This is a genomic window from Pararhizobium sp. (assembly GCF_035497515.1).
Classification (GTDB): domain Bacteria; phylum Pseudomonadota; class Alphaproteobacteria; order Rhizobiales; family Rhizobiaceae; genus Pararhizobium.
Genome location: NZ_DATJDJ010000103.1, coordinates 78,108 through 103,921, shown reverse-complemented (window position 1 = coordinate 103,921; position 25,814 = coordinate 78,108). Strand labels below are relative to the sequence as shown.

General features: G+C 62.3%; 22 protein-coding genes and 1 pseudogene. 3 read left to right on the top strand and 20 right to left on the bottom strand.

All coding sequences use genetic code 11. From position 1 onward, the window contains the following. Nucleotides 1-103 precede the first annotated feature (103 nt). The 6 genes from VL202_RS10710 to VL202_RS10685 all read right to left on the bottom strand — a co-directional run bounded on the left by VL202_RS10710 (nt 104) and on the right by VL202_RS10685 (nt 6,567). Nucleotides 104-877 carry a 3-ketoacyl-ACP reductase gene (locus VL202_RS10710; protein WP_325464095.1) on the bottom strand — a complete coding sequence of 258 codons (774 nt, stop codon included), beginning with the start codon at nt 875-877 and terminating at the stop codon, nt 104-106. Then, nucleotides 874-2,373, bottom strand: a complete 1,500-nt coding sequence (locus tag VL202_RS10705; protein ID WP_325464094.1) for a GMC family oxidoreductase — start codon at nt 2,371-2,373, stop codon at nt 874-876. Before VL202_RS10705 ends, VL202_RS10710 begins: the two co-directional genes overlap by 4 nt. Before the next feature lie 9 nt (nt 2,374-2,382). Beyond that, complete coding sequence (locus VL202_RS10700; RefSeq protein ID WP_325464093.1) at nt 2,383-3,495, bottom strand: ABC transporter ATP-binding protein; 1,113 nt, start codon at nt 3,493-3,495, stop codon at nt 2,383-2,385. A gap of 4 nt (nt 3,496-3,499) precedes the next feature. After that, nucleotides 3,500-4,381 carry a carbohydrate ABC transporter permease gene (locus VL202_RS10695; RefSeq protein ID WP_325464092.1) on the bottom strand — a complete coding sequence of 294 codons (882 nt, stop codon included), beginning with the start codon at nt 4,379-4,381 and terminating at the stop codon, nt 3,500-3,502. Further along, nucleotides 4,381-5,259, bottom strand: a complete 879-nt coding sequence (locus tag VL202_RS10690; protein ID WP_325464091.1) for a sugar ABC transporter permease — start codon at nt 5,257-5,259, stop codon at nt 4,381-4,383. Before VL202_RS10690 ends, VL202_RS10695 begins: the two co-directional genes overlap by 1 nt. A gap of 84 nt (nt 5,260-5,343) precedes the next feature. Then, complete coding sequence (locus VL202_RS10685; RefSeq protein WP_325464145.1) at nt 5,344-6,567, bottom strand: ABC transporter substrate-binding protein; 1,224 nt, start codon at nt 6,565-6,567, stop codon at nt 5,344-5,346. Nucleotides 6,568-6,936: 369 nt separating this feature from the next. Here VL202_RS10685 and VL202_RS10680 point away from each other — a divergent pair, with 369 nt between their 5' ends. Further along, a complete protein-coding gene (locus tag VL202_RS10680; RefSeq protein ID WP_414692839.1) occupies nt 6,937-7,986 on the top strand; it encodes a LacI family transcriptional regulator in 1,050 nt (349 codons plus the stop codon). Between the two features lie 292 nt (nt 7,987-8,278). On the opposite strand, the gene VL202_RS10675 is transcribed toward VL202_RS10680, so the two are convergent. Genes VL202_RS10675 through VL202_RS10655 form a run of 5 tightly spaced genes read right to left on the bottom strand, consistent with a single transcriptional unit; the run spans nt 8,279 to nt 14,230 of the window. Beyond that, nucleotides 8,279-9,787 carry an aldehyde dehydrogenase family protein gene (locus VL202_RS10675; protein WP_325464089.1) on the bottom strand — a complete coding sequence of 503 codons (1,509 nt, stop codon included), beginning with the start codon at nt 9,785-9,787 and terminating at the stop codon, nt 8,279-8,281. Beyond that, nucleotides 9,787-10,566, bottom strand: coding sequence for an enoyl-CoA hydratase/isomerase family protein (locus VL202_RS10670; RefSeq protein WP_325464088.1), 780 nt, complete (start codon nt 10,564-10,566; stop codon nt 9,787-9,789). Before VL202_RS10670 ends, VL202_RS10675 begins: the two co-directional genes overlap by 1 nt. Next, a complete protein-coding gene (locus tag VL202_RS10665) occupies nt 10,559-12,172 on the bottom strand; it encodes an acyl CoA:acetate/3-ketoacid CoA transferase (RefSeq protein WP_325464087.1) in 1,614 nt (537 codons plus the stop codon). The genes VL202_RS10670 and VL202_RS10665 overlap by 8 nt, the downstream gene beginning before the upstream one ends. Before the next feature lie 10 nt (nt 12,173-12,182). Next, nucleotides 12,183-13,184, bottom strand: coding sequence for a Gfo/Idh/MocA family oxidoreductase (locus tag VL202_RS10660; protein WP_325464086.1), 1,002 nt, complete (start codon nt 13,182-13,184; stop codon nt 12,183-12,185). Beyond that, nucleotides 13,181-14,230 (bottom strand): LacI family DNA-binding transcriptional regulator, encoded by a 1,050-nt coding sequence (locus VL202_RS10655; protein WP_325464085.1) that lies wholly within the window; start codon nt 14,228-14,230, stop codon nt 13,181-13,183. The genes VL202_RS10660 and VL202_RS10655 overlap by 4 nt, the downstream gene beginning before the upstream one ends. Nucleotides 14,231-14,548: 318 nt before the next feature. Between VL202_RS10655 and VL202_RS10650 the strand changes: the two genes are divergently transcribed. Further along, nucleotides 14,549-15,712: a dihydrodipicolinate synthase family protein gene (locus tag VL202_RS10650; RefSeq protein ID WP_325464084.1), complete on the top strand. Its 1,164-nt coding sequence runs from the start codon at nt 14,549-14,551 to the stop codon at nt 15,710-15,712. Nucleotides 15,713-16,078: 366 nt separating this feature from the next. After that, nucleotides 16,079-16,615, top strand: a complete 537-nt coding sequence (locus VL202_RS10645) for a hypothetical protein (RefSeq protein WP_325464083.1) — start codon at nt 16,079-16,081, stop codon at nt 16,613-16,615. A 195-nt stretch (nt 16,616-16,810) separates the two neighbouring features. On the opposite strand, the gene VL202_RS10640 is transcribed toward VL202_RS10645, so the two are convergent. The 9 genes and pseudogenes from VL202_RS10640 to VL202_RS10600 all read right to left on the bottom strand — a co-directional run bounded on the left by VL202_RS10640 (nt 16,811) and on the right by VL202_RS10600 (nt 25,813). Further along, entirely contained in the window at nt 16,811-17,659 is an 849-nt protein-coding gene (locus tag VL202_RS10640) for a TIGR01459 family HAD-type hydrolase (RefSeq protein ID WP_325464082.1), read from the bottom strand. Further along, nucleotides 17,656-18,945 (bottom strand): FGGY-family carbohydrate kinase, encoded by a 1,290-nt coding sequence (locus VL202_RS10635; protein ID WP_325464081.1) that lies wholly within the window; start codon nt 18,943-18,945, stop codon nt 17,656-17,658. The genes VL202_RS10640 and VL202_RS10635 overlap by 4 nt, the downstream gene beginning before the upstream one ends. Beyond that, nucleotides 18,942-19,997, bottom strand: a complete 1,056-nt coding sequence (locus VL202_RS10630) for a class II aldolase/adducin family protein (RefSeq protein WP_325464080.1) — start codon at nt 19,995-19,997, stop codon at nt 18,942-18,944. The genes VL202_RS10635 and VL202_RS10630 overlap by 4 nt, the downstream gene beginning before the upstream one ends. A gap of 133 nt (nt 19,998-20,130) precedes the next feature. Next, a pseudogene (locus VL202_RS10625) lies at nt 20,131-20,299 on the bottom strand (FAD-dependent oxidoreductase); the annotation flags it as partial. After that, nucleotides 20,296-20,952 (bottom strand): class II aldolase/adducin family protein, encoded by a 657-nt coding sequence (locus VL202_RS10620; RefSeq protein WP_325464079.1) that lies wholly within the window; start codon nt 20,950-20,952, stop codon nt 20,296-20,298. The pseudogene VL202_RS10625 and the gene VL202_RS10620, both read right to left, overlap by 4 nt. A 10-nt stretch (nt 20,953-20,962) precedes the next feature. Continuing rightward, entirely contained in the window at nt 20,963-22,000 is a 1,038-nt protein-coding gene (locus VL202_RS10615; protein ID WP_325464078.1) for a 2-hydroxyacid dehydrogenase, read from the bottom strand. Next, nucleotides 21,997-23,574 carry an FGGY-family carbohydrate kinase gene (locus VL202_RS10610; protein ID WP_325464077.1) on the bottom strand — a complete coding sequence of 526 codons (1,578 nt, stop codon included), beginning with the start codon at nt 23,572-23,574 and terminating at the stop codon, nt 21,997-21,999. The genes VL202_RS10615 and VL202_RS10610 overlap by 4 nt, the downstream gene beginning before the upstream one ends. Beyond that, complete coding sequence (locus tag VL202_RS10605) at nt 23,574-24,698, bottom strand: ABC transporter ATP-binding protein (protein ID WP_325464076.1); 1,125 nt, start codon at nt 24,696-24,698, stop codon at nt 23,574-23,576. Before VL202_RS10605 ends, VL202_RS10610 begins: the two co-directional genes overlap by 1 nt. Further along, nucleotides 24,695-25,813, bottom strand: coding sequence for an ABC transporter ATP-binding protein (locus tag VL202_RS10600; RefSeq protein ID WP_325464075.1), 1,119 nt, complete (start codon nt 25,811-25,813; stop codon nt 24,695-24,697). The genes VL202_RS10605 and VL202_RS10600 overlap by 4 nt, the downstream gene beginning before the upstream one ends. Between the last annotated feature and the right edge of the window lies 1 nt (nt 25,814).

The following is a 25,814-nucleotide window of genomic DNA, read 5'->3' as shown; positions in this document are numbered from 1 at the left end:
ATGTCGAGGGTGGTATGCCCCTCATCCACCCTGTCGCGCACCTTCTTCCCGTTTTGATGGGGAGAAGGGACAAGCGGCAAGCTCAGTCGTCCCCTCGCCCCGCTTAAAGCCTTCCGATCGAAAGCCCGCCATCGGCTGATATCACCGTGCCCGTCGCGAATCCGAAGCTGCCGCTGGCCAATGCCGCGACCATGCCTCCGATATCGTCCGCCTCGCCCCAGCGCTTCATCGGCACCAGCCCGCCATCGATCAACGTATCGTATTTCGCCGAAACGCCGGCCGTCATGTCGGAGCGGATGATGCCTGGACGCAGCTCGAAAACGGAAATGCCGGTCTCGGCAAGCCGCAACGCCAGTCCTTGCGAGAAGGCCGCAAGCCCCGCCTTGCTGATGCAGTAATCCAGACGCTCCGGCGAACTCATGGTGGCCGAGACCGAGGTGATATTGATTACCGAGCGATAACCGCCTGCCCCGCCCGCCAGCATGGCCTTCACCACGGCCTGCGTGAAGAAGACCGTTCCGCGCAGGTTGGTGGCGACGATGGTGTCGAAATTGTCCGGTGCAAGATCGAGAAAGTCGCCGCGCACCACCGATGCCATGCCGGCATTGTTGACGAGGCAATCGATCGAGCCGAACCGCGAAAGAATGGTATCGACTGTCGCCTGATGGTGGGCAAGATCGGATAGGTCCGCCTTGAGGAAGATTGCCCTCGCCCCCAACGTCGCGAGATCATCGAGCACACCGCTCACCTGGTCGGCGTCGCCGATGCCGGTGATGACAATGTCGAACCCGCCTTTCGCCAGCGCCTTGGCGATGCCAAGACCGATGCCGCGACGTCCGCCGGTGACGATGGCAACGGGACGTTTTTTCTCCGTCATGCCGCCAGTTCCTTCGAGATGATGTGATCGGCGACGCGGAGCGCCTGTGCGGCGATGGTCAAGGCAGGATTGACGGCGGCCGAGGTTGGCAGGCAGCCGCCATCGACGACGTAGAGGTTCGAATGATCGTAAGCCCGGCAGAGCGGATCGAGCGGCGCGGAGGCCGGGTCGTTGCCCATGCGCACCGTGCCGCACTGATGCGACGGCGTGCGTTTGTCGAACGGTCGCGACAGCACGATCGGATAGCCGGCCGCCTTGAAGTGTTCGCGCATCTTCATCTCAAGACCGGACAGCGACTCCATGTTCGAGCGCTGCCACTGCATGATGATGCCCTTGCCATCGACCATGATGCGGCTTTCGGGGTTCGGCAGATCCTCCGTCATCATGTACCAGTCGACGGCATGGCCGGCCATGAAGTCGAGGGCGAAGCGGGGCGCATACCACGGCGCATTGGCCTTGAGGATGTCGCCGTTGATCTTGCCGAGCAGTTGGACATTGCCGAGCGGCAGGCCGTCCCGCCCGCCGGTCAGGTAGTAGTCATTCAGCATCAGCGTCTTCTGGTAGACGCTGTCGTTGCGCCGGAACGGGTTGATCGCCAGCATGGCGCTGGAATTGTGGTTCATGAAATTGCGGCCGACCTGATCGGAGCGATTGGCAAGCCCCTTGCCGTCGCCGGAGCGCAGCAGGATCGCGGCGGAATTGATCGCACCGGCCGACAGGATGACCAGCTTCGGCGACAGCCGCTTCCTCTCGCCCTGATGGGTGTAGTGAACAGCCTCGATCCGGCCCCCGGTTCCTGCCTGCAGCGTCTCCACATAAGCAGAGGTAATCAATTCGATATTCGGGTCTTTCAAGGCTGCGGCGAGCGGCGCGGTCTCGGCATCCATCTTGCCCTTGCCGGCGTTCGGAAAACCATCCCATGGCGTCTTTCCGCCCGCCAGCCATGTCTCGATATCGACACCAAGCGGCAGGGTTGCCGGATGCAGCCCCTGCGCCTTCATCTCCGCGCGAGCACGGGCAATCGCCGGCTCGTCCGGCACGGGACCATGGGAATAGGGTGTGGAATGGGCCGGCTCGGTCGGATCCTGTCCAAGCTCGCCGCGCACCGCAAACAGCCGCTCCGCCTTGCCGTACCATGGCTCCAGTTCCTCATAGGCAAAGGGCCAGGCCGGCGAGACGCCACCGAGATGCTGCATCTCGGCAAAGTCCTCGGCACGGTAGCGCAGCAGGACCGCGCCGAAGAGCTTCGAATTGCCGCCGACGAAATAGAAGTTGCCGGGATTGAACGCCGTGCCGTCCGGTTCGCGCCACATCTCCTTTGGTCGGAAGTGGCCATCGACGAAGATGGAACGATAGCTGCGGGTTTCCGGCGTATCGGGAAGACGCTCGCCCCGCTCGAGGATCACGATGCGTGCACCCGAGCCGGCAAGACCGGCGGCGAGGGTCGCTCCGCCGATGCCGGAGCCGATGATGACGATGTCGGGCTGCTGTGTCATGACGCGAACTCAACCGATGCGCTGCTGGCTTTGCGGATCGAAATAGACCGCCTTGTCCAGGTTGAAAGCAAGCCGTGTGTTCTGTCCGGGCGCGATGCGGGCATCGGCGCGAAGACGCGCAACGACTTCCTTGCCACCGAGCTTGGTAACGGCGAACGTATCGGAACCGGCTGGCTCCACCACCTCGATCAGGCAATCTCCCTCGAACACCGATCGGGCGTTGCGGTCGGCGCCATCCGGGTCGGTCAGCGCTTCCGGGCGGATACCGAAGACGATCTGCTTTCCGGCATGGGCGGCAAGCCCGCTTGCCTGCGGCACCGGCAGGCGCAGCGGCTCTGCATCCGGGCGAACCAGCGAGACGCTGAGATCGTTTCCGCTGCCCTCGACCGTGGCGTTCAACAGGTTCATGGCCGGAGAGCCCATGAAATCGGCGACGAACAGATTGGCCGGGTTGTTGTAGATTTCCGCCGGCGTTCCGAACTGTTGCAGGACGCCGTCCTTCAACACCGCGATCTTGGTTGCCAGCGTCATCGCCTCGATCTGGTCATGCGTCACGTAGACGATCGTCGTCTTCATGCGCTGATGCAGGCGCTTGATCTCGGTGCGCATGTCGACGCGCAGCTTCGCATCGAGGTTGGAGAGCGGCTCATCGAACAGAAACACCTGCGGGTTGCGCACGAGCGCCCGGCCCATGGCGACACGCTGGCGCTGGCCACCCGACAACTGGCTCGGCTTGCGCTCCAGCAGATGGCCGATCTGCAGCATGTCGGCGACCTGCCTGATCGCCTTGTCACGCTCGACCTTCGGCACGCCGCGAATTTCCATGCCGAAAGCGATGTTCCCGGCAACCGTCATGTTCGGGTAGAGCGCGTAGGACTGGAAGACCATGGCGATGTCGCGCTTGGACGGATGCAGGCCAGCCACCGACTTGCCATTGATGGCAATCTCGCCCGAGGTGATCGGTTCCAGACCGGCAATCGTGTTGAGCAGGGTGGACTTGCCGCAGCCGGAGGGGCCGACCAGCACCAGAAAGCCGCCCTCGTCGATTTCCAGGTTGATGTCTTTGAGGATCTCCAGAGCACCGTAGGACTTGCGAAGGTTGGTGATTTTCAGAAAGGACATGGCTTTAACCCTTCACGGCGCCGGACATCAGGCCACGGACGAAGTAGCGGCCCGAAACGATGTAGACGACAAGTGTTGGCAGGGCGGCGAGGATCGCGCCTGCAAAATGGACGTTGTATTCCTTCACCCCGGTAGAGGAAGAAACGAGATTGTTGAGCGCGACCGTCATCGGCACCGAATCCGCGCCGGAGAACGAAGCCCCGAACAGGAAGTCGTTCCAGATATTGGTGAACTGCCAGATGACCGAAACGACGATGATCGGACCCGACGAAGGCAGGAGGATGCGCCGAAAGATCTGGAAGAAGCTGGCACCGTCGATCTGTGCCGCACGCACCAGTTCGGTCGGGAACGCTTCGTAGTAATTGCGGAAATAGAGCGTGGTGAAGCCGAGACCGTAGACGATATGCACGAAGACGAGGCCGCTGGTGGTGCCGGCCAGGCCGAATATGCCGAGCATGCGGGCCATCGGGATCAGCACGATCTGGAACGGGATGAAGCAGGACAGGAGCAACATGCCGAAGAAAATGCCGGATCCCGGAAAGCGCCACTTGGTCAGCACATAGCCGTTGAGCGCGCCGAGAATGGTGGAGATCGCCACGGCAGGAACGACCATCAGGATCGAGTTGATGAAGAACGGCTTGAGGCCCGTCGGCTGCACGCCGATCTGCGCCGTCGACCAGGCCGACCGCCACGGATCGAGCGTCCAGGTCATCGGCAGGTTCAGCATGCCGCCCTGGCGGATCTCGTCCAGGGGTTTGAAGGAATTGACCAGCATGACGTAGAGCGGCAGCAGCGAATAGGCCGCAAACAGGATCAGCACGGAATAGATCAGGGCGCGGGTCAAACGGCCGCTGGAAATGGCATTGTCGGGGCTCTGGATGCTCATCAGCGCTTCTCCCCTTTGATTTCGGAATAGAGGTAGGGGATGATGATCGAGAAGATCATCACCAGCATGATGATCGCCGACGACGCGCCGATGCCCATCTGATTGCGGGTGAAGGTGTAGGAATACATGAAGGTCGCCGGCAGTTCGGTCGCCTGTCCCGGCCCGCCGCCGGTGAGCGCGATGACCAGGTCATAGGCCTTGATGGCGAGGTGGGCGAGCACGACGAAAGCAGACAGGAACACGGGCCTCATCAGCGGAATGATGATCCGCCGGTAGATCGTCGTGGTCGATGCGCCGTCGATCTGGGCGGCCTTGATGATCTCGTTGTCGACGCCACGCAGGCCGGCGAGGAACATCGCCATGATGAAGCCGGTGGATTGCCAGACGGCGGCGATCACCACGCAATAGATCGCGTAGTTGCGGTCCTTGATCCAGTTGAAGGTAAAGCTTTCCCAGCCCCAGAGGTGCATGGTGTTTTCGAGCCCTATGCCCGGATCGAGAAACCATTTCCAGGCCGTTCCGGTGACGATGAAGGACAGCGCCATCGGATAGAGATAGATCGGCCGCAGCAGCCCCTCCATCCGGATCTTCTGGTCGAGCAGAATGGCGAGCGCCAGTCCCAGCACCGAGCAGATGACGATATAGAGCGTCGCGAAGATCGCCAGGTTGGAAATCGCGCGCCACCAGTGCGGCAAGGCCCAGAGCTTGGAATAGTTGCTTAAGCCCACGAAATTGTAGGAGGGCAGCATCTTGCTGTCGGTCACCGACAGGTAGCCCGTATAGGCGATAAAGCCGTAAACAAAGACGAGGACAATGAGGAAGCTGGGGGCAAGCACCAGTTTTGGCACAATATCCTGCAGCCGGCTGCGGCTATCCATGGCGAATACCACCGTTTTAAAGACAAATGTCTGTAAGGAATGATGTCCGGAGTGCCTTAAGCACTCCGGACAGGGACAACGGTTTTACTGAGCGGCAGCGACTGCGGCCGGCAGCTCCTTGACGGCTTCTTCAGCGGTGAGTTCACCGTTGAATTCGCGCGTCACAACGTCGTAGATGGCGTTTTTGACGGCAGCCGGGTTGGCATGGCCATGCGCCATGGAACCGAACAGCTTGCCGTTCTTGTCGGCATCGGCGAGATCGGCGATGGCCTTCTTGCCGCAATCGTCAAACGCTTCGTTCGACACGTCGGTGCGAGCCGGAGCCGAACCCTTGACGACGTTGAAAGCCGACTGGAAGGTCGGGCTTTCGATCGCCGCAGCCATCTGCATCTGGGCGGGAACCTTGTCGTCGGCAACCTTGAACATCGCGAACTGGTCGGAGTTGAAGGTGACCGACCCTTGCGTTTCCGGGTAACGCATGCAGACGAAGTCAGTGCCGGGCACCTTCTTGGCCTTCACGAACTCACCCTTGGCCCAGTCGCCCATGAACTGAACGCCGGCCTTGCCTTCGATGACCATGGCCGATGCCAGGTTCCAGTCACGACCCGAGAAGTTGTCGTCGACATAGGAACGCAGCTTGGTCATGCGCTCGAAAGCGGTCTTCATCTTGTCGCCGCCGAGAGCCGCCGGGTCGAGATCGATAAAGGCCTGCTTGTAGAAATCGGTGCCGAGCGAAAGTACGACGGCGTCGAAGATCGTCGCATCCTGCCAGGGCTGGCCGCCATGCGCGATCGGGGTGATGCCCTGCGCCTTGAAGTTGTCGAGCAGGGCAACGAGTTCGTCCCAGTTCTGCGGCTCCTTGCCGCCGGCCTTGTCGAGCGCCGCCTTGTTGATCCACATCCAGTTGGTGGAATGAACGTTGACCGGCGCTGCGATCCAGTGGCCATCATATTTGGAGAACTGCTGAAGCGCCGTCGGGATGACCTTGTCCCAACCTTCCTTGGCAGCGATCTCGTCGAGATTGCCGAGAGCGCCTTCCTTGGCCCAGTCGAGAATGTCGAAGCCGAGCATCTGTACCGCGGTCGGGGCATTGCCCGCCGTGACGCGTGCGCGCAGCACGGTCATGGCTTCCGTACCGCCACCACCGGCAACCGGCATGTCGGTCCAGGAAATGCCCTTGCCTTCCAGATCCTTCTTCAGGACGTCCAGAGCGGCGGCTTCACCGCCCGAGGTCCACCAATGCAGAACTTCGACACTTTCAGCGGCATGAACGGCAGTGCCGCCCACAACCACGCCGCCGGTCATCATTAGTGCTGCGATTGCTGTCGTCGTCATAAACTTGCGCATCGTAATCCTCCCGTTTGCAAGTCTGAAAAGCGGGAAACTCCTCCCCGCCGTTGAATGCCATCCCGTCCCAAAACGGGGAAGCAATTGGCCTGCGGTTCTCAACCGCTGGCCACATTTAAAACGTTATAAACCGTACCAAGTCAAGCACCGCGAACCATCTCCTCATCAATAGCCTTAACATGCTGAATTTGGCCATTTATAAGCCGGACTATCGATTCCGCGCCGCAGCAATCCCAGCGGGAAAAGTATGATTTAAAACGTTTGCACAAACACGTTGCGCCTGCGTTCGTCTGACGTTACAAAGGTGGCCTGCCATCACCGCGAGGGAGTATTTCATTGGCCGACACTCCCAGATCTTCGGCAACGGACGTTCTGCTGAAAAACGGCAAACCGACGCTGCGCACGATCGCCGACCTGACGGGCTTTGCCGTCACCACGGTGTCGCGGGCGCTCAGCAACGCGCCGCAGATTTCCGCGGAAACCCGCCGTCGTGTCCATGAGGTGGCGGCCGAGATCGGCTACCTGCCGGACCGCGCCGCCCAGCGCCTCAAGACCGGCCGGACCAACGTCATCTGCGTCCTGCTCGATCCGCACGAGGAAATCCTCGGTTACGGCATCTCGCTGATGCACGGCCTTGCGCAGGCGCTGCAGGATACCGCCTACCACCTGATCGTCATGCCGAACTTCATCAACGGCGCCAATATCGATGCGGTTCGTCATGTCGTTCGCAACGGCATGGCCGACGGGCTGATCTTCTCGCGCACCGAGCCTTTCGATCCGCGCGTCCGTCTGCTGCTCGAAAACGGCTTTCCCTTCGTCACCCACGGCAGGACCGAGTTCACTACGCCGCATCCCTACGTCGATTACGACAATTTCAGCTTCGCCTACGAGGCCACCAAGCGGCTGATCGCCCGCGGCCGGCGCAAGCCGATGATCATCTTGCCGCCCAAGCGCATGACCTTCTCGCAATATCTCCTGCACGGCTTCATGACCGCCGTGCGCGAGGCCGGCGTCGAATACGAAATTCCCGACGAGATCGACCTCGACTGTCCCGTCGAACAGATCCGCGACTATATGAGCCGGCGCGCCGGCCGGCCGGACGCTCCGGACGGCTTTGCCTGCGGCGGCGAGGTCTCGGCGCTCGCCACCATCACCGGCATGAGCGACCATGGCCTGACACTCGGTGTCGAATACGACATCGTCGCCAAGCGGACGTCCAAGCTGCTGAGCCAGATCCAGCCGAAGGTCGAGACGATCTTCGAGGACCTGACCGACACCGGTCGACAGATGGGCCGCGTTCTCCTTGCCCGCATCGCCGGCGAGGAACCGGCCGCCCTGCAGGTTCTGCTGAGGCCTGAGATTGGATTTGTGGAGGTGTAGGAGGGCAAAAGTCCCGGGCTTTCTCCTTCCGTGACGTACCCCCCTCTGTCCCTCCGGGCCATCTCCCCCACAAGGGGGGAGATCACCGAAAGTGTCGTGCCCGCAAACGAGGCGAATGAGAGAAAAGAACAATCTCCCCCCTTGTGGGGGAGATGTCAGCAAAGTTGACAGAGGGGGGTAAGCGTCCCCGGCCACTGTCATGTCCGTGATGGAGAAGAGAGCAGCGCTCTGCTTCTTAAAATTCAACTCTTGCATCGCTCCCTCCTTTCTCTCCCGGTCTCGCCTCGAAACTTCAGCGCGGCATCCACCAGCCGGTGCGGCCGCCGATATGCATGTTGAGCGTCTTGGTCTCGGTGTAATCCTCGACCGCATGGCGGCCGAGTTCGCGACCGAGGCCGGACTGGCGGTAGCCGCCGAAAGGGAGCTCGGATGCGCCGTCCATGAATGTGTTCATCCAGACCGTGCCGGCCCGCACCTTGCGGCCGATCGTCAGGCAGGTATCGAAATCACGGCTCCAGACGCTGGCGGAAAGGCCATAGTCGATGGAATTGGCGATGCGGATTGCTTCATCCGTCGTTTCGAAGGTCAGCACGGAGAGGACGGGCCCAAAGACCTCCTCGCGGGCCACGGCCATGTCCGGCGTCACGGCCGAGAGAATAGTGGGCGACATGAACTGGCCGGAGCCGAGATCGAGTGCCGCACCGCCATGCGAAACCGTCGCGCCGTTGCCGGAAGCAGCCGAGACGTAGCCGACGATCTTTTCCAGGTGCTGCGGCGTGATGATGGCGCCGACCTGCGTCGACGGATCCAGCGGATCACCGACCTTCACCTTGGCCGACAAGGCTGCGATACGGGCGATGACGTCCTGGGCAATGTCCTTGTGGACGATCAGCCGCGAGCCGGCATTGCAGCACTCACCGGCGTTGAAATAGGCGCCAAACACGGCGGCATCGATGAAATCGTCGAGATTGGCGTCCGGAAAGACGATCTGCGGGTTCTTGCCACCCAGTTCCAGCGACACCTTCTTCAGCGTCTGCGCCGCATTGGTCATCGTCAGCTTGCCGACGCCGGTCGAGCCGGTGAAGGAGACCATGTCGACATCCGGATGCGAAGTCATAAGCGCGCCGACATCCGGACCGGTACCGGTGATGATATTGACGACACCGGCGGGAACACCGGCAGCTTCCAAGATTTCACCAAGAATGAGGGTCGAGCCGGAGGTGAGTTCGGACGGCTTGACCACGGTCGTGCAACCGGCGGCCAGCGCAAACGGCAGTTTCTGGCTGACGATCAGGAACGGGAAGTTCCAGGGCGTGATGATCGAGACGACACCGATTGCCTCGCGCAGGACGACACCAAGCGTGCCGTCGCCGAGCGTGTTATAGCTTTCGCCATGCAGGTCGCGGGCGAGCGCCGCGGCATAGCGCCAGATGTCGGCGGCGCCGCCAAGCTCGGCCTTCGCCTGGCTGATCGGCTTGCCGCTCTCGATGCAATCGAGATAGGCCAGTTCGTCGGCCCGCGCGGCAATGATGTCTGCGGCTTTAAGCAGGACCAGCGAGCGCTCCGACGCGGTCATCCGCGGCCAGGCGCCATCATCGAAGGCTTTGCGGGCGGCGGCAATAGCACGCTCGGCATCAACCTTTTTCGCGGACGGATAGCGGCTGACAGTGACGCCATGCCCGGGCGCCACGCGCTCCAGCGTCTTGCCCTCGGCGGCGTCAACCCATTTGCCGTTGATCAGCATCTTGAAATCGCGCACGGCGATATTGCCGAGCGACTTCGGCTTCACCAGAACCGTCATTACCATTCTCCCTTGAATTCCGCGGGGCGCTTGCCGGAAAAGGCCGCGACACCCTCTTTCATGTCGCCCGTCTTGGCGGCCAGGATCGATCCCAGCGCCTCGACGGCCGTGCCATTGTCTTCACCATTCGCCGAGGCGATCATCAGCTTGCAGATTTCGAGTGCAGCAGGCCCACGCTTGACGATGCGCCCGGCGTAATCCTTCGCTGCCGCCACAACCGTCCCGGTCTCCACCACCGCATCGACCAAACCGTTCGAGCGCGCCTCTTCAGCGGTAAACACCTCGCCACCCAGCACCATGCGCCGCACGATCTGCGCGCCGAAATGCTTGACCAGACGCTGCGTACCCGACCAGCCCGGCACCATGCCGAGGCTCGTTTCCGGCAAGCCGATCTTGATCTGCCGTTCGGCAATGCGGATATCGGCGGCTGCCGCCAGTTCCATCCCGCCCCCCAGCGCATGGCCGTTCATCGCGGCGATCACCGGCATGCGCAGCGTTGCCAGACGCTCGAACACCCGGTGGCCGAAGCGCACCCATTGATGGCCGAACTCCTCCGGACGCATCGCACCCCAGGCCTTGATGTCACCACCGGCGCAGAACGCCTTGCCTTCACCGGTCAGAATGACCGCGCGAATGTTCCCGTCCGCCTCGATCGTATCGCAGGCAGATGCCAGCGCCTTCAGCATGTCGATGTCGAACGCATTGAGTTTTTCGGGACGTGCAACGGTGAGGATGGCAATCGCATCCTCCATATCGATCCTGATGCGGTCGTCAGACATGCGAAGCTCCTTCCAACGTCCGCACCGGCTTTTGCGGCAGCGTCAGCCCGATCGGCGCCTCGTGGAACAGAGCCGCATCCATGACCTTCAGGTCGTCGGAAACGATCAGCGGGAATTCCGACTGGTCGAGGATATGGGTTTGCAGATCGACACCGGGCGCGATTTCCGTCAGCACGATGCCGGCGGGCGTCAGCTTCATCACGCAACGCTCGGTGACATAGGTGATATCCTGGCCTTGGGTGACGGCGCGGCGGCCGGAGAAAGTGACGTGTTCGACCTCGTTGACGAGCTTCTTCAGCTTGCCTTCCTTCTCGATCACCAGCTTGCTGTCGGCCATCGAGAGCTTGGCGCCGGCGTTGAACATGCCGGAGAAAACGATCTTCTTCGCTCGCGCGGTAATATCCACGAAACCGCCCGCCCCTGCCGTCACATGCGGCCGGAAAGAGAGTTTCGAAACATTCACCGAGCCCGACCTGTCGATCTCAAGGAAAGAAAGCAGCGACGCGTCGAAACCCGCGCCCTGAAAATAGGTGAACTGGTAGGGAGACGGCATGAAGGCATCGGCATTCGAGGCGCAGCCGAAGGCGAAATCAAGCAGCGGCACGCCGCCGACAGCGCCCTGCTCAATTACCCAGGTCACCGAACCGTGCAGACCCTCTTCCAAAAGGATGCGCGGCACATTGGCCGAGATGCCGAAGCCGAGATTGACGCAAGAACCGCCCTCAAGCTCCTGCGCGACGCGACGAGCGATGACCTTCTGGATATTGAACTCCGGCACGCGAAAGCTCTCGAGCGGGCGGAAGATTTCGCCGGAAATGGCGGGATCGTAATCCGTCAGCGTTGTTTGCTTCTGGTCGGGGTCGACGATGACGTAATCCACCAGCATGCCGGGCACGCGCACGTCGTGGGGTTTGAGCGATCCCGACTTGGTGATGCGCTTGACCTGCGCAATGACGATGCCGCCATTATTGCGGGCGGCGAGCGCCTGGTCGAGTCCCCCGAGAGTGGCGCCTTCGTGCTCATAGGTGAGATTGCCGCGCTCATCGGCCGTCGTTGCCCGGATGATCGCCACTTGCGGCACGATCGCCTTGAAATAGAGCCAGTCTTCGCCCTGGAACTCCATCTTCTTGACGACCGGCTCGGCCGCAGCAGCAGCATTCATCGCGCATCCCTGGCGCGACGGATCGACGAAGGTGTCGAGACCGATCTTGGTGAGCACGCCCGGGCGCTTGGCGGCGGCTTCGCGGTGCATGTCGAACAGCACGCCGGACGGGATATTGTAGGCGGCAACCTCGTTGCTGCCGATCATCTGCCAGATCAGCGGCGGCTCCGAGGTGGATGGCCCGGAGGGATAGGAACCGCCGATGATCTTCTTCAACAGCCCCTTCTTGGCGATGTGGTCGACGCCCTTGATGCCGCTCATGTCACCGGCGGCGATCGGGTGCAGGGTCGTCAGATCACGCGGATGACCGGTCGCATCGAACCGCTCGCCGATCGCCTTCAGCATCAGATCCGGGCAGCCGAGACCGCTCGACGACGACACGGAGACGGTCGCTCCATCGGGAATCAGGGCGGCAGCCTCGGCCGGGGTGATATGTTTGCTCATGGAAATGCTCTTAAAATCCCGGTTCGATCGCGACGGTTCCGCCCGCCTGCGCTGCCTTGACGACCGCAAGGCCGGTCGCCAGCGACCAGATGCCATCTTCGCCACCGCACAGCGGCTTGCCGTTGCCGGCAATCGCGGCATCGAAGGCGATCAGCGTGTTTTCGTAGAGATTGCGGTGCTCGAGCGGCAGTTCCGTCTCGCCATCGGCATTGCGCAGGGTGACGGTGCCGATCGGCTTCTGCGTCATGCAATTGCGGCCGAACAGCGAACCTTCCGATCCGTGCACCTCAAAGGAAGTGACGGCATATCTGGTGGTAAAGCCATCGTGGAATTGCGCCAGAAGCCCCGACTTGAAGTGCAGGGCGCCCATGGTCGCGTCTTCAAGCCCCGCCTGCGCCATGCCGCCATACTGACCGAACGCGATCGCCTCGACCGGGTCGTCGCCCAGCACATAGCGCAGCGTATCGGTGTCATGCACGGTGATATCGAGGATGACGCCGCCGCCAGCCTCCGGCTTTTCCAGCCGCCAGCCCTGCAGATGCACCGGCAGGTAACCGGCATGGCAGACGCGGGCGGCGAGCGGTTTGCCGATCTTGCCGGCAGCGATGGCGTCGCGCATCGCGCGGTGAGTTGCGGCCCCGCGCAGATGGTGATTGGTCGCCATGACGACGCCGGCATCCTTTGCCGCCTTGACCATGGCATGGGCATCATCGAGCGACATCGCCAGCGGCTTTTCGCAGAGAACATGCTTTCCGGCCTTTGCCGCAGCGATCACCTGATCGCGATGCAGTTCGTTGGTCGTGGAGATATAGACGGCATCGACACCGGGATCGCCGACAAGATCGGCGACGGATGTCACCGACTTGGGAATGCCGTGATCGGCTGCATATTTAGCGCCGCGCTCGGCACTCGTGCTCATCACCGAAACGATTTCGCCGCCAACGGCACGGATCGCATCGATCACCCATTCATGGGCAATCGTGCTTGCCCCGATCAAACCCCAACGTGTCATAACAAGGACAACCTTTCTCTTTTGTCGGTGGCGGAGCCGCAGCTCTGGCGCACGACGAGGCGCACGGAGCCGACGATGGCTTCCGCGTCGGCCTTTCCGGCATTGATCTGTTTCAGAAGAAGCTGCGCCGCCCGCCGCCCCATGCCCTGCGGGTCGACGGAGATCGTCGTCAGCGCCGGAACCGCCGTCTGTGCCTCGATCACGTCGTCGAAGCCAATGACGGCAAAATCCTCGCCCGGATCCAGGCGATGGGCACGAAGCCCGTCGCAGACGCCGAAGGCGACCGCATCGTTGAAGCAAACGGCCGCCGTCGGCCGCTCGTGCAGCATCAGCGCCCGCTCGATCGCCGCGACGCCACCGGCGCGCGACGGCGCGGAGCTGACGACCAACTCGTCATGGACAGCCAGGTCCATGTCGGCGAGCGCATCGCGATAACCCTGCATGCGCTCGTTGAAGACGGCCGTATCAGGAAAGCCGCCGAGGAAGGCGATGCGATGATGGCCGAGCCCGGCAAGATGGCGCACCGCATCGCGCATGCCGGCATGATTGTCCGAGACCAAGGACGATACCTTGGCGCCGGCGACCTGCCGGACGACATTGACGACCGGAATGCCACTTGCCACCAGCGGCTTCAGGTCGGCCGCCTCCGTGCCACGCGCCGGCGACAGGATCAGACCGGAAATGCCATGCTCGCGCATCGAGGCGATGACCTCGCGCTGGCGATCGACACTCTCGCCGCTGTTGGACAGGAACTGCACGTAGCCGGCGGACTGCACGACCATGTCGACCCCGACCGCGAGTTCGGCGAAGAAGCTGTTGGTCAGGTCGTTGACGACGATGCCAATGATCTTGGACTTGGAATTGGACTGGCGCAGGTTGGCCGCGCCGCGATTATAGACATAGCCCAACTCGCGGATGACGGCGTTGACCTTGGCGCGCGTGGCTTCGTTGACAAGCGGACTTGCCTGCAACACGAGCGAGACGGTCGACTTCGACACGCCGGCGGCATGCGCGATATCGATGACTGTCACTCGTTCCTTAACCACGTCGTCCTCCCAGCGAGGTCTGTTGCCCCGGCAATTGCCCTTAGATAATTGGAACGTTCCAATTTTGTCAAGAGGATCTGGCAGAATCGGTCTGCCCTGTGAATATTGTCGTGGCGCACGCCGTCCGAAGCTGCACGAACCGAGCTATAAAATTGATTACAATATAAATTATCGATTTTCACTTGATCACATCGGCAAATTTCGAGGCAGATTTTGATGATTTCCAATGCACCGCAGCAAGGGATCAACAAAAATTATCACTTGAAATTTGGAACGATCTAAATTACTCGGCTTTCAACATCCAAGGAGGAGCTTCTCATGTCCGCCACCCTGTCGCTGCCGCGCGCCGACGGCACGCTTGAGACCTATCGCCTGTCGGGAACGCCGGTCGCGCGGCATGCATCCGTGCCGGTTTTCAACCGTATCGCCTATGCGGCCGCCCATGTCGTTTCCGATCCGCTGCGCGATCTCGAGCCCTGGGGCCGCCCCGCGATCGATTGGGACACGACTATGGCCTTCCGTCATCATCTCTGGGCGCTCGGCTTCAAGATCGCCGAGGCGATGGACACGTCGCAGCGCGGCATGGGGCTGGACTGGGCCGGTGCGCAGGAACTGATCCGCCGCTCGCTGGCGGATGCACGCACGGTACCAGGCGCCGACCTCGCCTGCGGCGCCGGCACAGATCACCTCGCGCCAGCCGACACCCGCTCGCTGGACGATGTCATCGCCGCCTATGAGACCCAGATCGGCTTCGTCGAGAAGGAAGGCGGTCGCTCGGTCATGATGGCAAGCCGGGCTCTCGCCCGCGTCGCCACATCCGCGGATGACTACCGCAAGGTCTATGGCCATATCCTGCGCCAGACCAAGGACAAGGTCGTGCTGCACTGGCTGGGCGACATGTTCGATCCGCAACTGAAGGGCTATTGGGGATCGGATAAGTTCGAGACCGCACTCGATACCGTCCTGTCGATCATCGAGGAGAACAGGGACAAGGTCGAAGGCATCAAGATTTCGCTGCTCGACAACGCTTGTGAAGTCGCTCTTCGCAATCGCCTGCCGCACGGCGTGCTCTGCTTCACCGGCGACGATTTCAACTATGCCGAACTGATCGAGGGTGACGGGCAGAAGTACTCTCATGCCCTGCTTGGCATCTTCGATGCCGTCGCCCCCTCCGCCTCGAAGGCGCTCGCCTCGCTGGCATCAGGCGACGTCGCGACATTCCGGGCGGTGATCGCGCCGACCGTGCCCTTGTCGCGGAAAATCTTCGAGGCGCCGACGCAATATTACAAGGCCGGCGTCGTCTTCCTCGCCTGGCTGAACGGCCACCAGAAACACTTCACCATGCCTGCCGGCATGCAGTCGGCGCGCGGAGTCCTGCATTACGCGGATGTGTTTCGACTGGCCGACAAGGCCAATGTGCTGGACAAGCCGGACTTGGCCGCTGAGCGGATGAAGGCGTTTCTGTTGATGCAGGGGGTTTGACCCGCGACGTTCGAGCTTGAGGTAATCCCCCCTCTGTCGGCCGCGAAATTCTCAAGGGAAAAGAATGATCTCCTCCCTTGAGGGCAGATGTCACGCTGTGACAGAGGGGGGTGAGTTTCCGCGAACTCAATGCCCTGACATTCCGACTCAAAACCGCGCCTGCGCCATCAAGATTTCCCGCGCGATCTGATCCAGCGAGGGAGAGACGCAGGGGAACTCCAGATGATTTCGCCATGCAGTTTCGCATAAGTATTTCCCCAAGGCATAAAGCTAAAAAATATCATGCACTTGACGTAAGGAAGCGATGCCTAAAAAATAAGATTCGCGCTTAAGATGTGCCGCTCGGCGCCTTGGGGGATGCAACGCATGCGAGTCCCGCGCTTAACCAGACATTTTGCCGCCAAGCTGGATGAATCCGCCGACGCCATCGTCAACGGCCTTACCGGTTTTGAAGACGCGGCCGCCGCGATCGCCGCCAGCAACCATGCCGGCGGAACGGGCCTTGCCGAGCGCCTGAGCGCCGCCGTCGGCAATATCCGCTCGGCCGCCAACGCCATGGAAAGCGAGCTTGCGATTCTCTCCGAACACGGCCGCGAAGTGAAAAGCAAGGTCGGCCTGTCGATCAGCAAGCTCGACTTCCAGAATGATCTCGGCGAAGTGATTGCCGCCTGCGCCGACAATCTCTGCGACCTCGCCGGCGATATGCTGCCCGACATCTCTGACCTCGAAGGCACCCTCGGCAATCTCGGCCCGCGCATCTTCAAACTCTATACGATGGCCCAGGAACGCACCGTCCACCAAGGCATCATCCCCGCCGGCGCGCTCACCGCCGTCTCCGCGCCCCAGGCGCCGGCCCCTGCCGCCAACCACGACGACGAACTTTTCGCCGACGCGCTGTTCTGAAGGACGGTTGGGGCGCCGGGATTGTTGCTCGGGCGCCCGGTGCGGCAAATCGGTCAACGGGACGCCGAATTAAAATCCGTATCGATGTGAGCATCCCGGAGTTTCACGGATCCCCGAGCCGTCGTCCGCCTCGGCAAAGCGGCAGGCCGGCGGGCTGGTGTTGAACGGCAGCGTGACCCCATCGACCTGCCCATCCTACCAGATGAATTTCGGCATGATGAAATCGGGCGTCGCCCCGTGCTCGACGAACAGGGCGTGACGCTCATCATCGCCTGCCGTTTCGAGAATACCGGTGGTCACCAGCACGGATTTGAGCCCTGCCCCGACAGCCCCGGCAATGTCGTGCTCGATGCTGTCGCCGATGCAGCAAATCCTGTCCAACGCGATGTCATCCAGAAAATCGAGCGCCGTCCTGTACATGTCGGTAAAGGGTTTGCCGATCCATCGCACCGTGCCGCCCAGTTCCTCGTAAAGCTCGGCAATCCGGCCGGCACCGTAGGCGGTTCCTGTCCGGGTGAGCATGATCTTGTCGGGGTTGGTGCAGAGGCAGGCAATGCCCCGCTTCGCCGCCGGCGCCAGCAGGGCGTCATAGTGGGAGAGCGGATAGACGTCGCCCTCGCTGGCCGCCAGCAGGATAAAATCAGCGTCCTCGCCCCGCTCGGTACGCACGAGGTCCAGCCCGTCAAGCGGCGACGTATCGCCGTCCCGGCTGATCAGCAGGCATTTGCGCGGAACGCCAATCTTTGCCTTCACGCTTTCGGTACCCAATATCCGCCAGGCGACCTCGCCCGACGTGAGAAACCAGTCCCAACTCCGCGGGTCGAACCCGAGCGCCGCGAGGCGCCGGTCGTTTTCCGCCGAGCGCTTGCCGGAATTGGACAGGATGATGATCCGCTTTCCCGCCTGCTTCAGGCGCGACAGCGTTTCGGCAGCACCCGGATAGGGACCGCGTCCATCCCGCAGGACACCGAACTGGTCGATCAGGAAGGCATCGAATCGATCAGCGAGATCGCCCATGCCGGAAACGGTCAGGGGGCCGCTCATAACACGCCCGCCGATCGTGCGCCGGAAAGCGCAAGCCGCGCAGTACCCGCCGCCGCCTCTTCCGAGATCACAGGCAGGAAGGGCACAGGCATCGCGTGATTGCGGATCGCGGTCCAGACCGGGTTCTTCGCTCCGCCGCCGACCGAACGGACAGACCGCAGCGCCGGACTGCCGAGCGAAACAAGCCGCTGGTAGGCGAGCGCCTCAATCCCGGCGATGCCCTCGAAGATCGCCTTCAGGAAATCGGCATCGTTTTCCGGTCGTGGCGTCATGCGTGGTCTAAGTTGCGGATCGTTGATCGGAAACCGCTCGCCGTCCCTCGGCAAGGGGTAATAATCGAGCCCGGTCTGCGTCGACGGATCGATTTGTCCCGAGAGGGCAGAAATCGTCTCATTGTCGAAATGCGCTGAAAGCACGCCGCCGCCGGTGTTGGATGCCCCGCCGGCCAGCCACATGTCGCCGATCCGATGGCTGTAGAGACCATATTCGGGCGCAAACAACGGCCGGTCGGAGAGCATCTTGACCGTCAGCGTCGTGCCGAGCGCGGAGACCGCATCGCCCGGCTGATCGGCGCCGGTCGCCAAAAAGGAGGCGCAGCCGTCCGTCGTGCCGGTAACGATCACCACGTCATCGGGAAGGCCGAACGCATCCGCCGCCTCGGGCGAAATTCCCGCGATCGGCGTGCCGGCCGCAAGCACGTCGGGCAACAGGTCGCGGCGCGCGCCGGTCCGGTCGATCCAGTCCGGCCATTGGCGCTCGACCGGATCATAGCCGGTCTTCAAGGCGTTGTTTTCATCGGAGACATCGTAAAGTCCGGTGAAATGACCGGCGAGCCAATCGGCTTGGTGGATGATGCGGAAGACATCGGAAACGGACTGGAATGCCAGGACCTTCGCCAGACCCGACGTTGCCCCATGGGCAGCGCTTTCCTGCGGCGCATGCGCGGCGATGCGCGACAGGATATCGGCATCGCTCACCGGGTCGTTATACATCATCGGCACGGCAAGCGGCGCGCCATCGGCGCCGACCGGCAGGATCGTGCCCGAGGTACCGTCGATGGCGATCGTCCGCACCCTTGTCCTGTCGATTGCCTCGAGCACCTGCCCCAGCGCCACCTGCAATGCCTCCCACCAGGCAAGCGGATCACGGTGATCGGCGGAAAAATCCGCCATCCTGGACGAGCCTGAGGCGACGATGGCAAAGCCGGCATCCATCGCAACGGCACGGGCGCCGGATGTACCGATATCGATGCCGATCACCAGGGGCGTGTCAGGAGCCGCCGTCATTGCAGCGCCTTTCCGGCCCGGTTCAATTCCTGCCGGTACTTTTCGGCGTCCCAGCCCAGAAGCTCGGCATTCTCCGCGTCCGTCAGGTAGCGCAGCCGCGCATCTTCACCGATACGGCCGAGCACGTCGGACAGGCAACGCGCCATGGCCAGCGCTCCAGCCGTGATCTCACGCGAGACCAGCACGCCCTTGCCCGGAAAGAGTAAAGCGGGCGGCAGCGTCAGATCATCGGCATGATGCTGCTCCTCGATCGACAGGGCGGTATCACCGGGATTGGCGACAAACGAGCCTCGACCAAGAAAGATCACATGGTCCGGATAAAGGCTGCCCCCCGCAGCGATGAGGCAACTTGCCAGATCTGCCGCCGCATCATGAACGAGAGGGTCTTCCGGCAGGACGAAGCTGCTGTTCAGCGCCAACCTTGACAGCGCTGCAAAATCGGCCGGCGGTGCTGAGCGACGCGGCAGGGCAAGCCACCGGGAAACCTCCGCCAGCAGCGCCTCCGCCTCCGCCACGGTATCGCCTGCGACGGCAAGCCCGTGATTGCCCAGAATGAGAACCCGCGTCTCCGGCTGGAGCCGGGCGGCAATCGCCTTGGCCAATGGCAGGCCGGGACGGGCGTAGGGCACGAAGACATGCGGAATGCCGGACAGTTTCGAACCGGCGATGGCCTCGCCATTGACCTGCACCGCCGTTGCGATCGTTTCGACGCAATGGACGTGGATGACCACCTTCTGCGGCATCAGCGCATGTACGGTTGTCTCGATCGAGGGGCGCAGGCCGGACGGGTTGCGGTCCGCGATCACGAAATCCTGCGCCTTTTCCGTCGCCGGATCGTCGCGCTCCAGAGCATCCAGAAGCGCATCCAGCGCCACCGGCACCATAACGTCGCGCTCACGTGCCTGCATCAGCCAGAGACCCGACGCCTTGATCCAGAGCGTGCCACCCTCCTTGATCGAGGTATTGCCGCCGGCCGCCTGCACCAGCGCCGGGTCGGCGCCGACCCGTGCCGACAGATCCAGCAGCGCTTCGAATTCAGAACTTCTCACCATCGTCTCCGATATGCTTCTTCAGGCCGCTTGCCATTGCTGCTGATACCAGGATGCCAAGGCATCCCGTTCCGCCTGCGTCATGTGCAGGCCATGTTTTGTGCGCCGCTCCAGAATATCCTGCGGCGTCCGCGTATCCTCCATGGACGAGCTTGCCGGAACGCGAAGCTGGTGCCCTGCGCAAGGTCGTCCTTCTCGCAGAGCACGACGGACATGCCTCGCCCCGCCGCGCCGCGGGCGATGCCGGCGCCATCGACGCCGCCGCCAATGATGAACAGGTTAACCACGCCTGTCCCGGTGCTCACGATCGTTTCTCCTGCAGTCCGTAGCTCGCGAACCCTTTTAGCACGCCGGCAATTTCCGCCTCCGGCAGAATGACCGGACCGCCGATCAGCAGGGAATGGTAATATTGCTTGGCGATCGTCTCGAGTTCGACCGCCGCCCACATCGCCTTGTCGAGGCCCGGCCCCGTGGCGACCATGCCGTGGTTGGCCATCAGGCAGGCGGAGCGTCCTTCCAGCGCCGTGATGACGTTGTCCGACAATTCCTTGGAGCCGTAGCGCGCGTAATCGCAAACCCGCACATCATGGCCGCCGAATGCCGCAATCATGTAGTGACAGGCGGGAATCGGCTTGCGGGCGATGGCGAGTATGGTGGCGAAGGTGGAATGCGTATGCACCACCGCGCCGATTTCCGGCCGCGCCCGCAGAATATCGCGGTGAAACCGCCATTCAACGGAGGGTTTTTTCGGGCCTTCCCAACTCGAGGCATCGCCGTCGATCGGCATGGAAACGATCATCTCCGGCGTCATCTCGTCATAGGGAATGGCCGAAGGCGTGATCAGCATGTGGTCGCCGTGACGCACGCTGATATTGCCGGATGTGCCCTGGTTGAGGCCGCTGGCATTCATCGCGCGGCATTGGTCGATGATGCCCTGGCGCAAATCGCATTCACTCATCATCATGACCTCAGCACGGATTGACCGGCGGCAGGCCGGCAATGTAGCGGCGCACTTCCTCCGCAGCCATTTCAGCGGCATAGGTGACGGTGCGCACGGAAGCGCCGGCGATGTGCGGCGTCAGCGTCACATTGGGAAGCTGCAGCAACGGCCAGTCGGCCGGCACCGGCTCGATGGCGAAAGTCTCCAGCATGGCGGAGGACAGCGGGCCGTTCACCAGAGCTTCGTACAGCGCATCATAATCGACCAGTGGGCCGCGCGCCGTGTTCACGAAGATCGCGCCGGGCTTCATCCTGGCGAAGGACGCTGCGTTCATCATCCCGCGCGTTTCCTCCGTCACCCGCGGATGCAGGCTGACGATATCCGACCGTGAGAGAAGCTCATCGAAACCGACATGCTCGACACCTGAATTGCGGTCGTCCGCCGAGAGCTGCACATAAGGATCGTGCACCAGAACCCTGGTGCCGAAGGCGCGCAGCAGGCGCACGACCTTGGTGCCGATATTGCCGTAGCCGACGACGCCAACGGTCATTTCCGACAGTTCGCGGCCGGTCTTGTCTGCCCGGTAAAGCTCGCCACGCCATTCGCCCTTGCGCATCGATTCATGCCCGGTGCGGATCAGCCGGGTTTCGGCAAGGATCGCTCCCAGCGTGAATTCCGCCACAGCACTTGCATTGCGGCCGGGCGTGTTGACGACAAGGACACCAGCGTCGCGCGCGGCCTGCATGTCGATATTGACGGGGCCGCCGCGCGAAACGGCGACGAATTTCAGGCCCGGCAGACGCTCGAAGATGCCGCGGGAGAACGGCGCGAGCTGGGTGATCGCCAGTTCGGCATCGCCGATGAATTCGACGATATCGTCGGCCTTGCCCATATATTCCTTCAAACCGTCCATGCCCTCGATGGCGTAGCCGTGTTCCATGGGCTCGTCCGGCCACGGCTGTTCGAGCAGGCGGATGTCATGCGCATCGCCGCAGGCTTCGACGATCTTGTCGCGGAAGACGGTCGGCAGCATGAACCGGTCCCCGATGATGGCGATTTTCTTCATTGCGGTTTTTCCTGTTCAGGGGGCCGGCCGGCGCCTTGGGAGAGGGAATGCCAGACCGGTCGAAGTGCCAGGCGCGATTGCCTGTAGGCGGGAAAGAGGGATTCGAAACGTGCTGAGAGGCCTGCGTCGGCCGGTTCTGCCTGCCGCTGATAAGGCGTCACCCATTCCCCGACACAGTCCGACATCGAGCCATATATGCCGAGCGACACGGCGGCAATCATCGCGGCACCGGCAGCGCCCGCCTCTTCCCGCTCGCTGGTCTGGACCGAACAGCCCAGGGCTCCGCCGAGTATGCGACGCAACGACGCGCTGCGCGCCGCACCACCGGTCAGGCGGATGCGCGACGGCAAAGGCCCCATCTCGGCATAACAATCGCGCGCGGCCATGGCGAGGCCGTCGAATACGGCACGCACCATGTCGGCAAAACCGTGCCCCGCATCGAGGCCGACGAAGGAGGCGCGCGCCGTGGCATCGACGAATGGGCCGCGTTCGCCTGCCTCGGAAATATAGGGGTGGTAGAGCAGCGACGTTTCTTTCGCTTCAGTCAGCCAGCCTTCGACATGAGCAAGCAGTTCCGATTTGGTCTTCTCGACCCCCACGCCTTTCAGGACGCTCGCCGCAAGCGACAGGATCCAGTCGATATTGAGCGTCGCTGCCATGTTCGACTGCATCTGCGCATAGGCGCCGGGGACAGGAAGACACATCGTATATCCGGTCAGGTCCCGGTTGAGCGTCACGTCATCGGCGCTGGTGGCCAGCCGCATGTGCATGCCGGTCGAGCCGATGACGGTGCATCCGGTGTCGATCCCAGGCTCGTAGAGGCCTGCACCAAGGGAGGTGCAGACGACATCGACATAACCGAGAACCACCGGCGTGCCAGCAAGCAAGCCCGTCAGTGCCGCGGCGCTGTCGCTGAGCGCATGCTGCGTCACCGCGCCATCGACGATCTCCGGCAGCAGATACCGTTGCCTGCCGAGATCAAGAAAATCGATGACATCATCGGAATATTGACGGGTGCGAAAATTCCCGAAGGTAAAACACGCCTCGGACGGATCGGTTGCCCGCTGCCCGGTCAGCTTGAAATAGAGCCAGTCCTTGCAGTGGAATCCGGTGGTCGCATCCTTCAGCCGCTCCGGCTCGTTTTCCAATATCCACCGCAGTTGCGATCCCATCTGGCAGGCGGCAAGGCCGGAGCCCGTATGGGAAAACCGGGCCGCATCGCCGCTGCCGGCACGCAGCCGCTCGACGGTGCCGCCGGCACGGGCATCGAGCCACAGCCAGCCCTTGCCGACGGGACCACCGTTTTTGTCGATCAGCCATGTGCCGTCGCCTTGGGCGGTAACGGAAATTGCCGCCACGCGGCTTGCCAGGTTCTCGACCTTGCCGGCAAGATCGGAAAGCGTCGTTGCGGCATCGGCCCAGGTTCTGGCAAGATCCTGGACGACGCCCTTGCCGCCCTCGCTCTCATAGCTGTTCGGCACCGCGCAAGCCGCAATCTGGCGCCCGCCGAGGTCGAAGGCAACCGATTTGATGACGGACGTTCCAGCATCGATCCCGATCAGAATATCGCGCATCAGGCAAGCTCCTGCCCATGGCTGATCGCCTTGCCGCTGTCGCCGTCGAAGACATGCAGGCTCGACGGATCGAGACGAATGGCGATGGTCTCGCCGATCGCCAGACTGGTGCGATCGTGCTCGACCAGCACCATCGTGCCGCCGGCAAAATCGGTGGCGATATGCGTCTGGTCGCCGAGCCATTGATTGACCGCCACCCGGGCGCCGACATTGCCTTCGCCCCGGCGAACGGCATAGGGACGGATGCCGATCAACACCTTGTTGCGCTTCATCAACTCGGCCCGAACCACATGCGAGAAATCCGATGCCCGATATTCGAGCTTCACACCCTCGTTGAGGCTGAAGCAGACGGTATCGTCCGCGCCGGAAACACCGGCGGGAAATACATTCATCGGCGGCTCGCCGACGAAAGCACCGGTAAAGAGGTTGGCCGGGCGCTCCTTGATCATCTGTGGCGTATCGAATTGTTGCAGGACGCCGCCTTCCATCACGGCAATCCGGTCGGCAAGTGCGTTTGCTTCCGTCTGGTCGTGAGTGACGAGGATGGCGGTCAGGCCGCGTTCCTTGATGAAGTGCTTGATACGCCCGCGCAGAAGGGCACGCAATTGCGGCTCCAGCTGCCCCATCGGCTCGTCGAGCAGATGCAGGTCTGCATCGCGGATCAGCGCCCGGCCAAGCGAGGCACGCTGCTGCTGTCCGCCCGAGATCGAACTCGGATAACGACCCATGATATCCTCGATCTCCAGCAGCTTGGCGATGTTCGCTACCTTCTCGTCGACGATGCCCTGGGAGAGTTTCGAGGCCTTCAGCGCGAAGGCGATGTTTTCCCGTACTGTCAGCGGCGGGTAGAGCGAATAGCCTTCGAAGGCCATGGCGACGTTGCGCTTGACCGGTGCGAAGGTCTGGACCTCCCGGCCTTTGAGCGCAATCGTGCCGCGCGACACCGCCTCGAAGCCGGCGACCATACGCAGGGTCGAAGTCTTGCCGCAGCCGGAGGAGCCGAGAAGGGCGATGATCTCGCCTTTCTTGACGTCCATGTTCAGGCCCTTGACGGCATGGACGCCATGGTCGATCGGGCCATAGAATTTATCGACGCCGTTGATGAACAGTGCGGTCTCGCTCATGCCGCTTCTCCGTTGCGGGTCATTGACGTGGCTGTCGAGCGGATCAGCGCGCCGCTCTCCTTGTCGAACAGGAACGCGGCCTTGCCGTTGACGGCGATATGGGCGGGACCGGATATCGGCCCGGGCGTGCCTGCCGGACGCGACACGAGGATTTCACGACCGCGCACCGTCAGTACCAGCGTCACGGTCTTTTCGTTGAGCGGCGTTTCCGCCTCCACCGTCACCGGAATGGCACCGGCTGTTCCGGCCTCGGTAAAGGTGATGGATTCCGGCCGCAGGCCGATCACGCAGGTTTTGCTGACCACGTTTGCCGGCATATCCGGCAGCGCGACCTTGACGTTCGAGAGTTCGACATAGACGCCCTCCGGTCCTGATTTCGGCGTCACGTCCAGAAGGTTGATCGTCGGGTCGCCGAACAGCCGGGCGATCTCGATATCCGCCGGCATGTTGTAGATATCTTCCGGCGTGCCGATCTGGCGGATGCGCCCCTGCGACATCACGGCGATCCGGTCGCCCAGCGCCATCGCTTCCTTGTAGTCCTGCGTCACATAGACGACGGTTGCGCCTTGTGCCGCCAGGAGGCGGGGCAATTCAAGCCGCATCTCGAAACGCAGCTTGGCATCGACGTTGCGCAGCGGATCGTCCAACAGGAGCAACGGCGGCGAGCCCACCAGAGCCCGCGCCAGCGCCGTGCGCTGCTTCTGCCCGTTCGACAAGGCTTTGGGATGATGCGTCAGCACATGGTCGATCTTCAGGAGTTTTGCCACCTTCTGCACGCCGGCCGAAATCGCATCCTTGGTCGAGCGGGTGGCGGTCAAGGGGCTGGCAATGTTGTCGAAGGCGCTCATATGCGGAAACAGGGCAAAGTTCTGGAAAGCCATGCCGATGCCCCGATATTCGGCATCGATGTCGCTGACATCCTCGCCGCCAATGAGAATCTGGCCTTCATCCGGCTCGATCACGCCTGCCACGAGCCGCAGCAGGACTGTCTTGCCGGCGCCGGAGGGGCCGAACAGGACCAGCGTTTCCCCGTCGGCGACATCAAGGGAAAGATCGTCGAGAACCGCATTGGTCTTGTAGCGCTTGGTGATGTTTTTAAGCTGAAGCGTTGTCATG

Bases quoted from the DNA above. Each gene is read 5' to 3' on its own strand.
- VL202_RS10650 (WP_325464084.1), top strand. From the start codon at position 14,549: ATGTCCGCCACCCTGTCGCTGCCGCGCGCCGACGGCACGCTTGAGACC.
- VL202_RS10690 (WP_325464091.1), bottom strand. From the start codon at position 5,259: ATGGATAGCCGCAGCCGGCTGCAGGATATTGTGCCAAAACTGGTGCTT.
- VL202_RS10700 (WP_325464093.1), bottom strand. From the start codon at position 3,495: ATGTCCTTTCTGAAAATCACCAACCTTCGCAAGTCCTACGGTGCTCTG.
- VL202_RS10665 (WP_325464087.1), bottom strand. From the start codon at position 12,172: ATGAGCAAACATATCACCCCGGCCGAGGCTGCCGCCCTGATTCCCGAT.
- VL202_RS10620 (WP_325464079.1), bottom strand. From the start codon at position 20,952: ATGAGTGAATGCGATTTGCGCCAGGGCATCATCGACCAATGCCGCGCG.
- VL202_RS10710 (WP_325464095.1), bottom strand. From the start codon at position 877: ATGACGGAGAAAAAACGTCCCGTTGCCATCGTCACCGGCGGACGTCGC.
- VL202_RS10615 (WP_325464078.1), bottom strand. From the start codon at position 22,000: ATGAAGAAAATCGCCATCATCGGGGACCGGTTCATGCTGCCGACCGTC.
- VL202_RS10605 (WP_325464076.1), bottom strand. From the start codon at position 24,698: ATGAGCGAGACCGCACTGTTCATCAACGGCGTCGATAAATTCTATGGC.
- VL202_RS10645 (WP_325464083.1), top strand. From the start codon at position 16,079: ATGCGAGTCCCGCGCTTAACCAGACATTTTGCCGCCAAGCTGGATGAA.
- VL202_RS10635 (WP_325464081.1), bottom strand. From the start codon at position 18,945: ATGACGGCGGCTCCTGACACGCCCCTGGTGATCGGCATCGATATCGGT.
- VL202_RS10600 (WP_325464075.1), bottom strand. From the start codon at position 25,813: ATGACAACGCTTCAGCTTAAAAACATCACCAAGCGCTACAAGACCAAT.
- VL202_RS10685 (WP_325464145.1), bottom strand. From the start codon at position 6,567: ATGATGACCGGCGGCGTGGTTGTGGGCGGCACTGCCGTTCATGCCGCT.
- VL202_RS10670 (WP_325464088.1), bottom strand. From the start codon at position 10,566: ATGTCTGACGACCGCATCAGGATCGATATGGAGGATGCGATTGCCATC.
- VL202_RS10660 (WP_325464086.1), bottom strand. From the start codon at position 13,184: ATGACACGTTGGGGTTTGATCGGGGCAAGCACGATTGCCCATGAATGG.
- VL202_RS10705 (WP_325464094.1), bottom strand. From the start codon at position 2,373: ATGACACAGCAGCCCGACATCGTCATCATCGGCTCCGGCATCGGCGGA.
- VL202_RS10695 (WP_325464092.1), bottom strand. From the start codon at position 4,381: ATGAGCATCCAGAGCCCCGACAATGCCATTTCCAGCGGCCGTTTGACC.
- VL202_RS10675 (WP_325464089.1), bottom strand. From the start codon at position 9,787: ATGACGGTTCTGGTGAAGCCGAAGTCGCTCGGCAATATCGCCGTGCGC.
- VL202_RS10610 (WP_325464077.1), bottom strand. From the start codon at position 23,574: ATGCGCGATATTCTGATCGGGATCGATGCTGGAACGTCCGTCATCAAA.
- VL202_RS10640 (WP_325464082.1), bottom strand. From the start codon at position 17,659: ATGAGCGGCCCCCTGACCGTTTCCGGCATGGGCGATCTCGCTGATCGA.
- VL202_RS10630 (WP_325464080.1), bottom strand. From the start codon at position 19,997: ATGGTGAGAAGTTCTGAATTCGAAGCGCTGCTGGATCTGTCGGCACGG.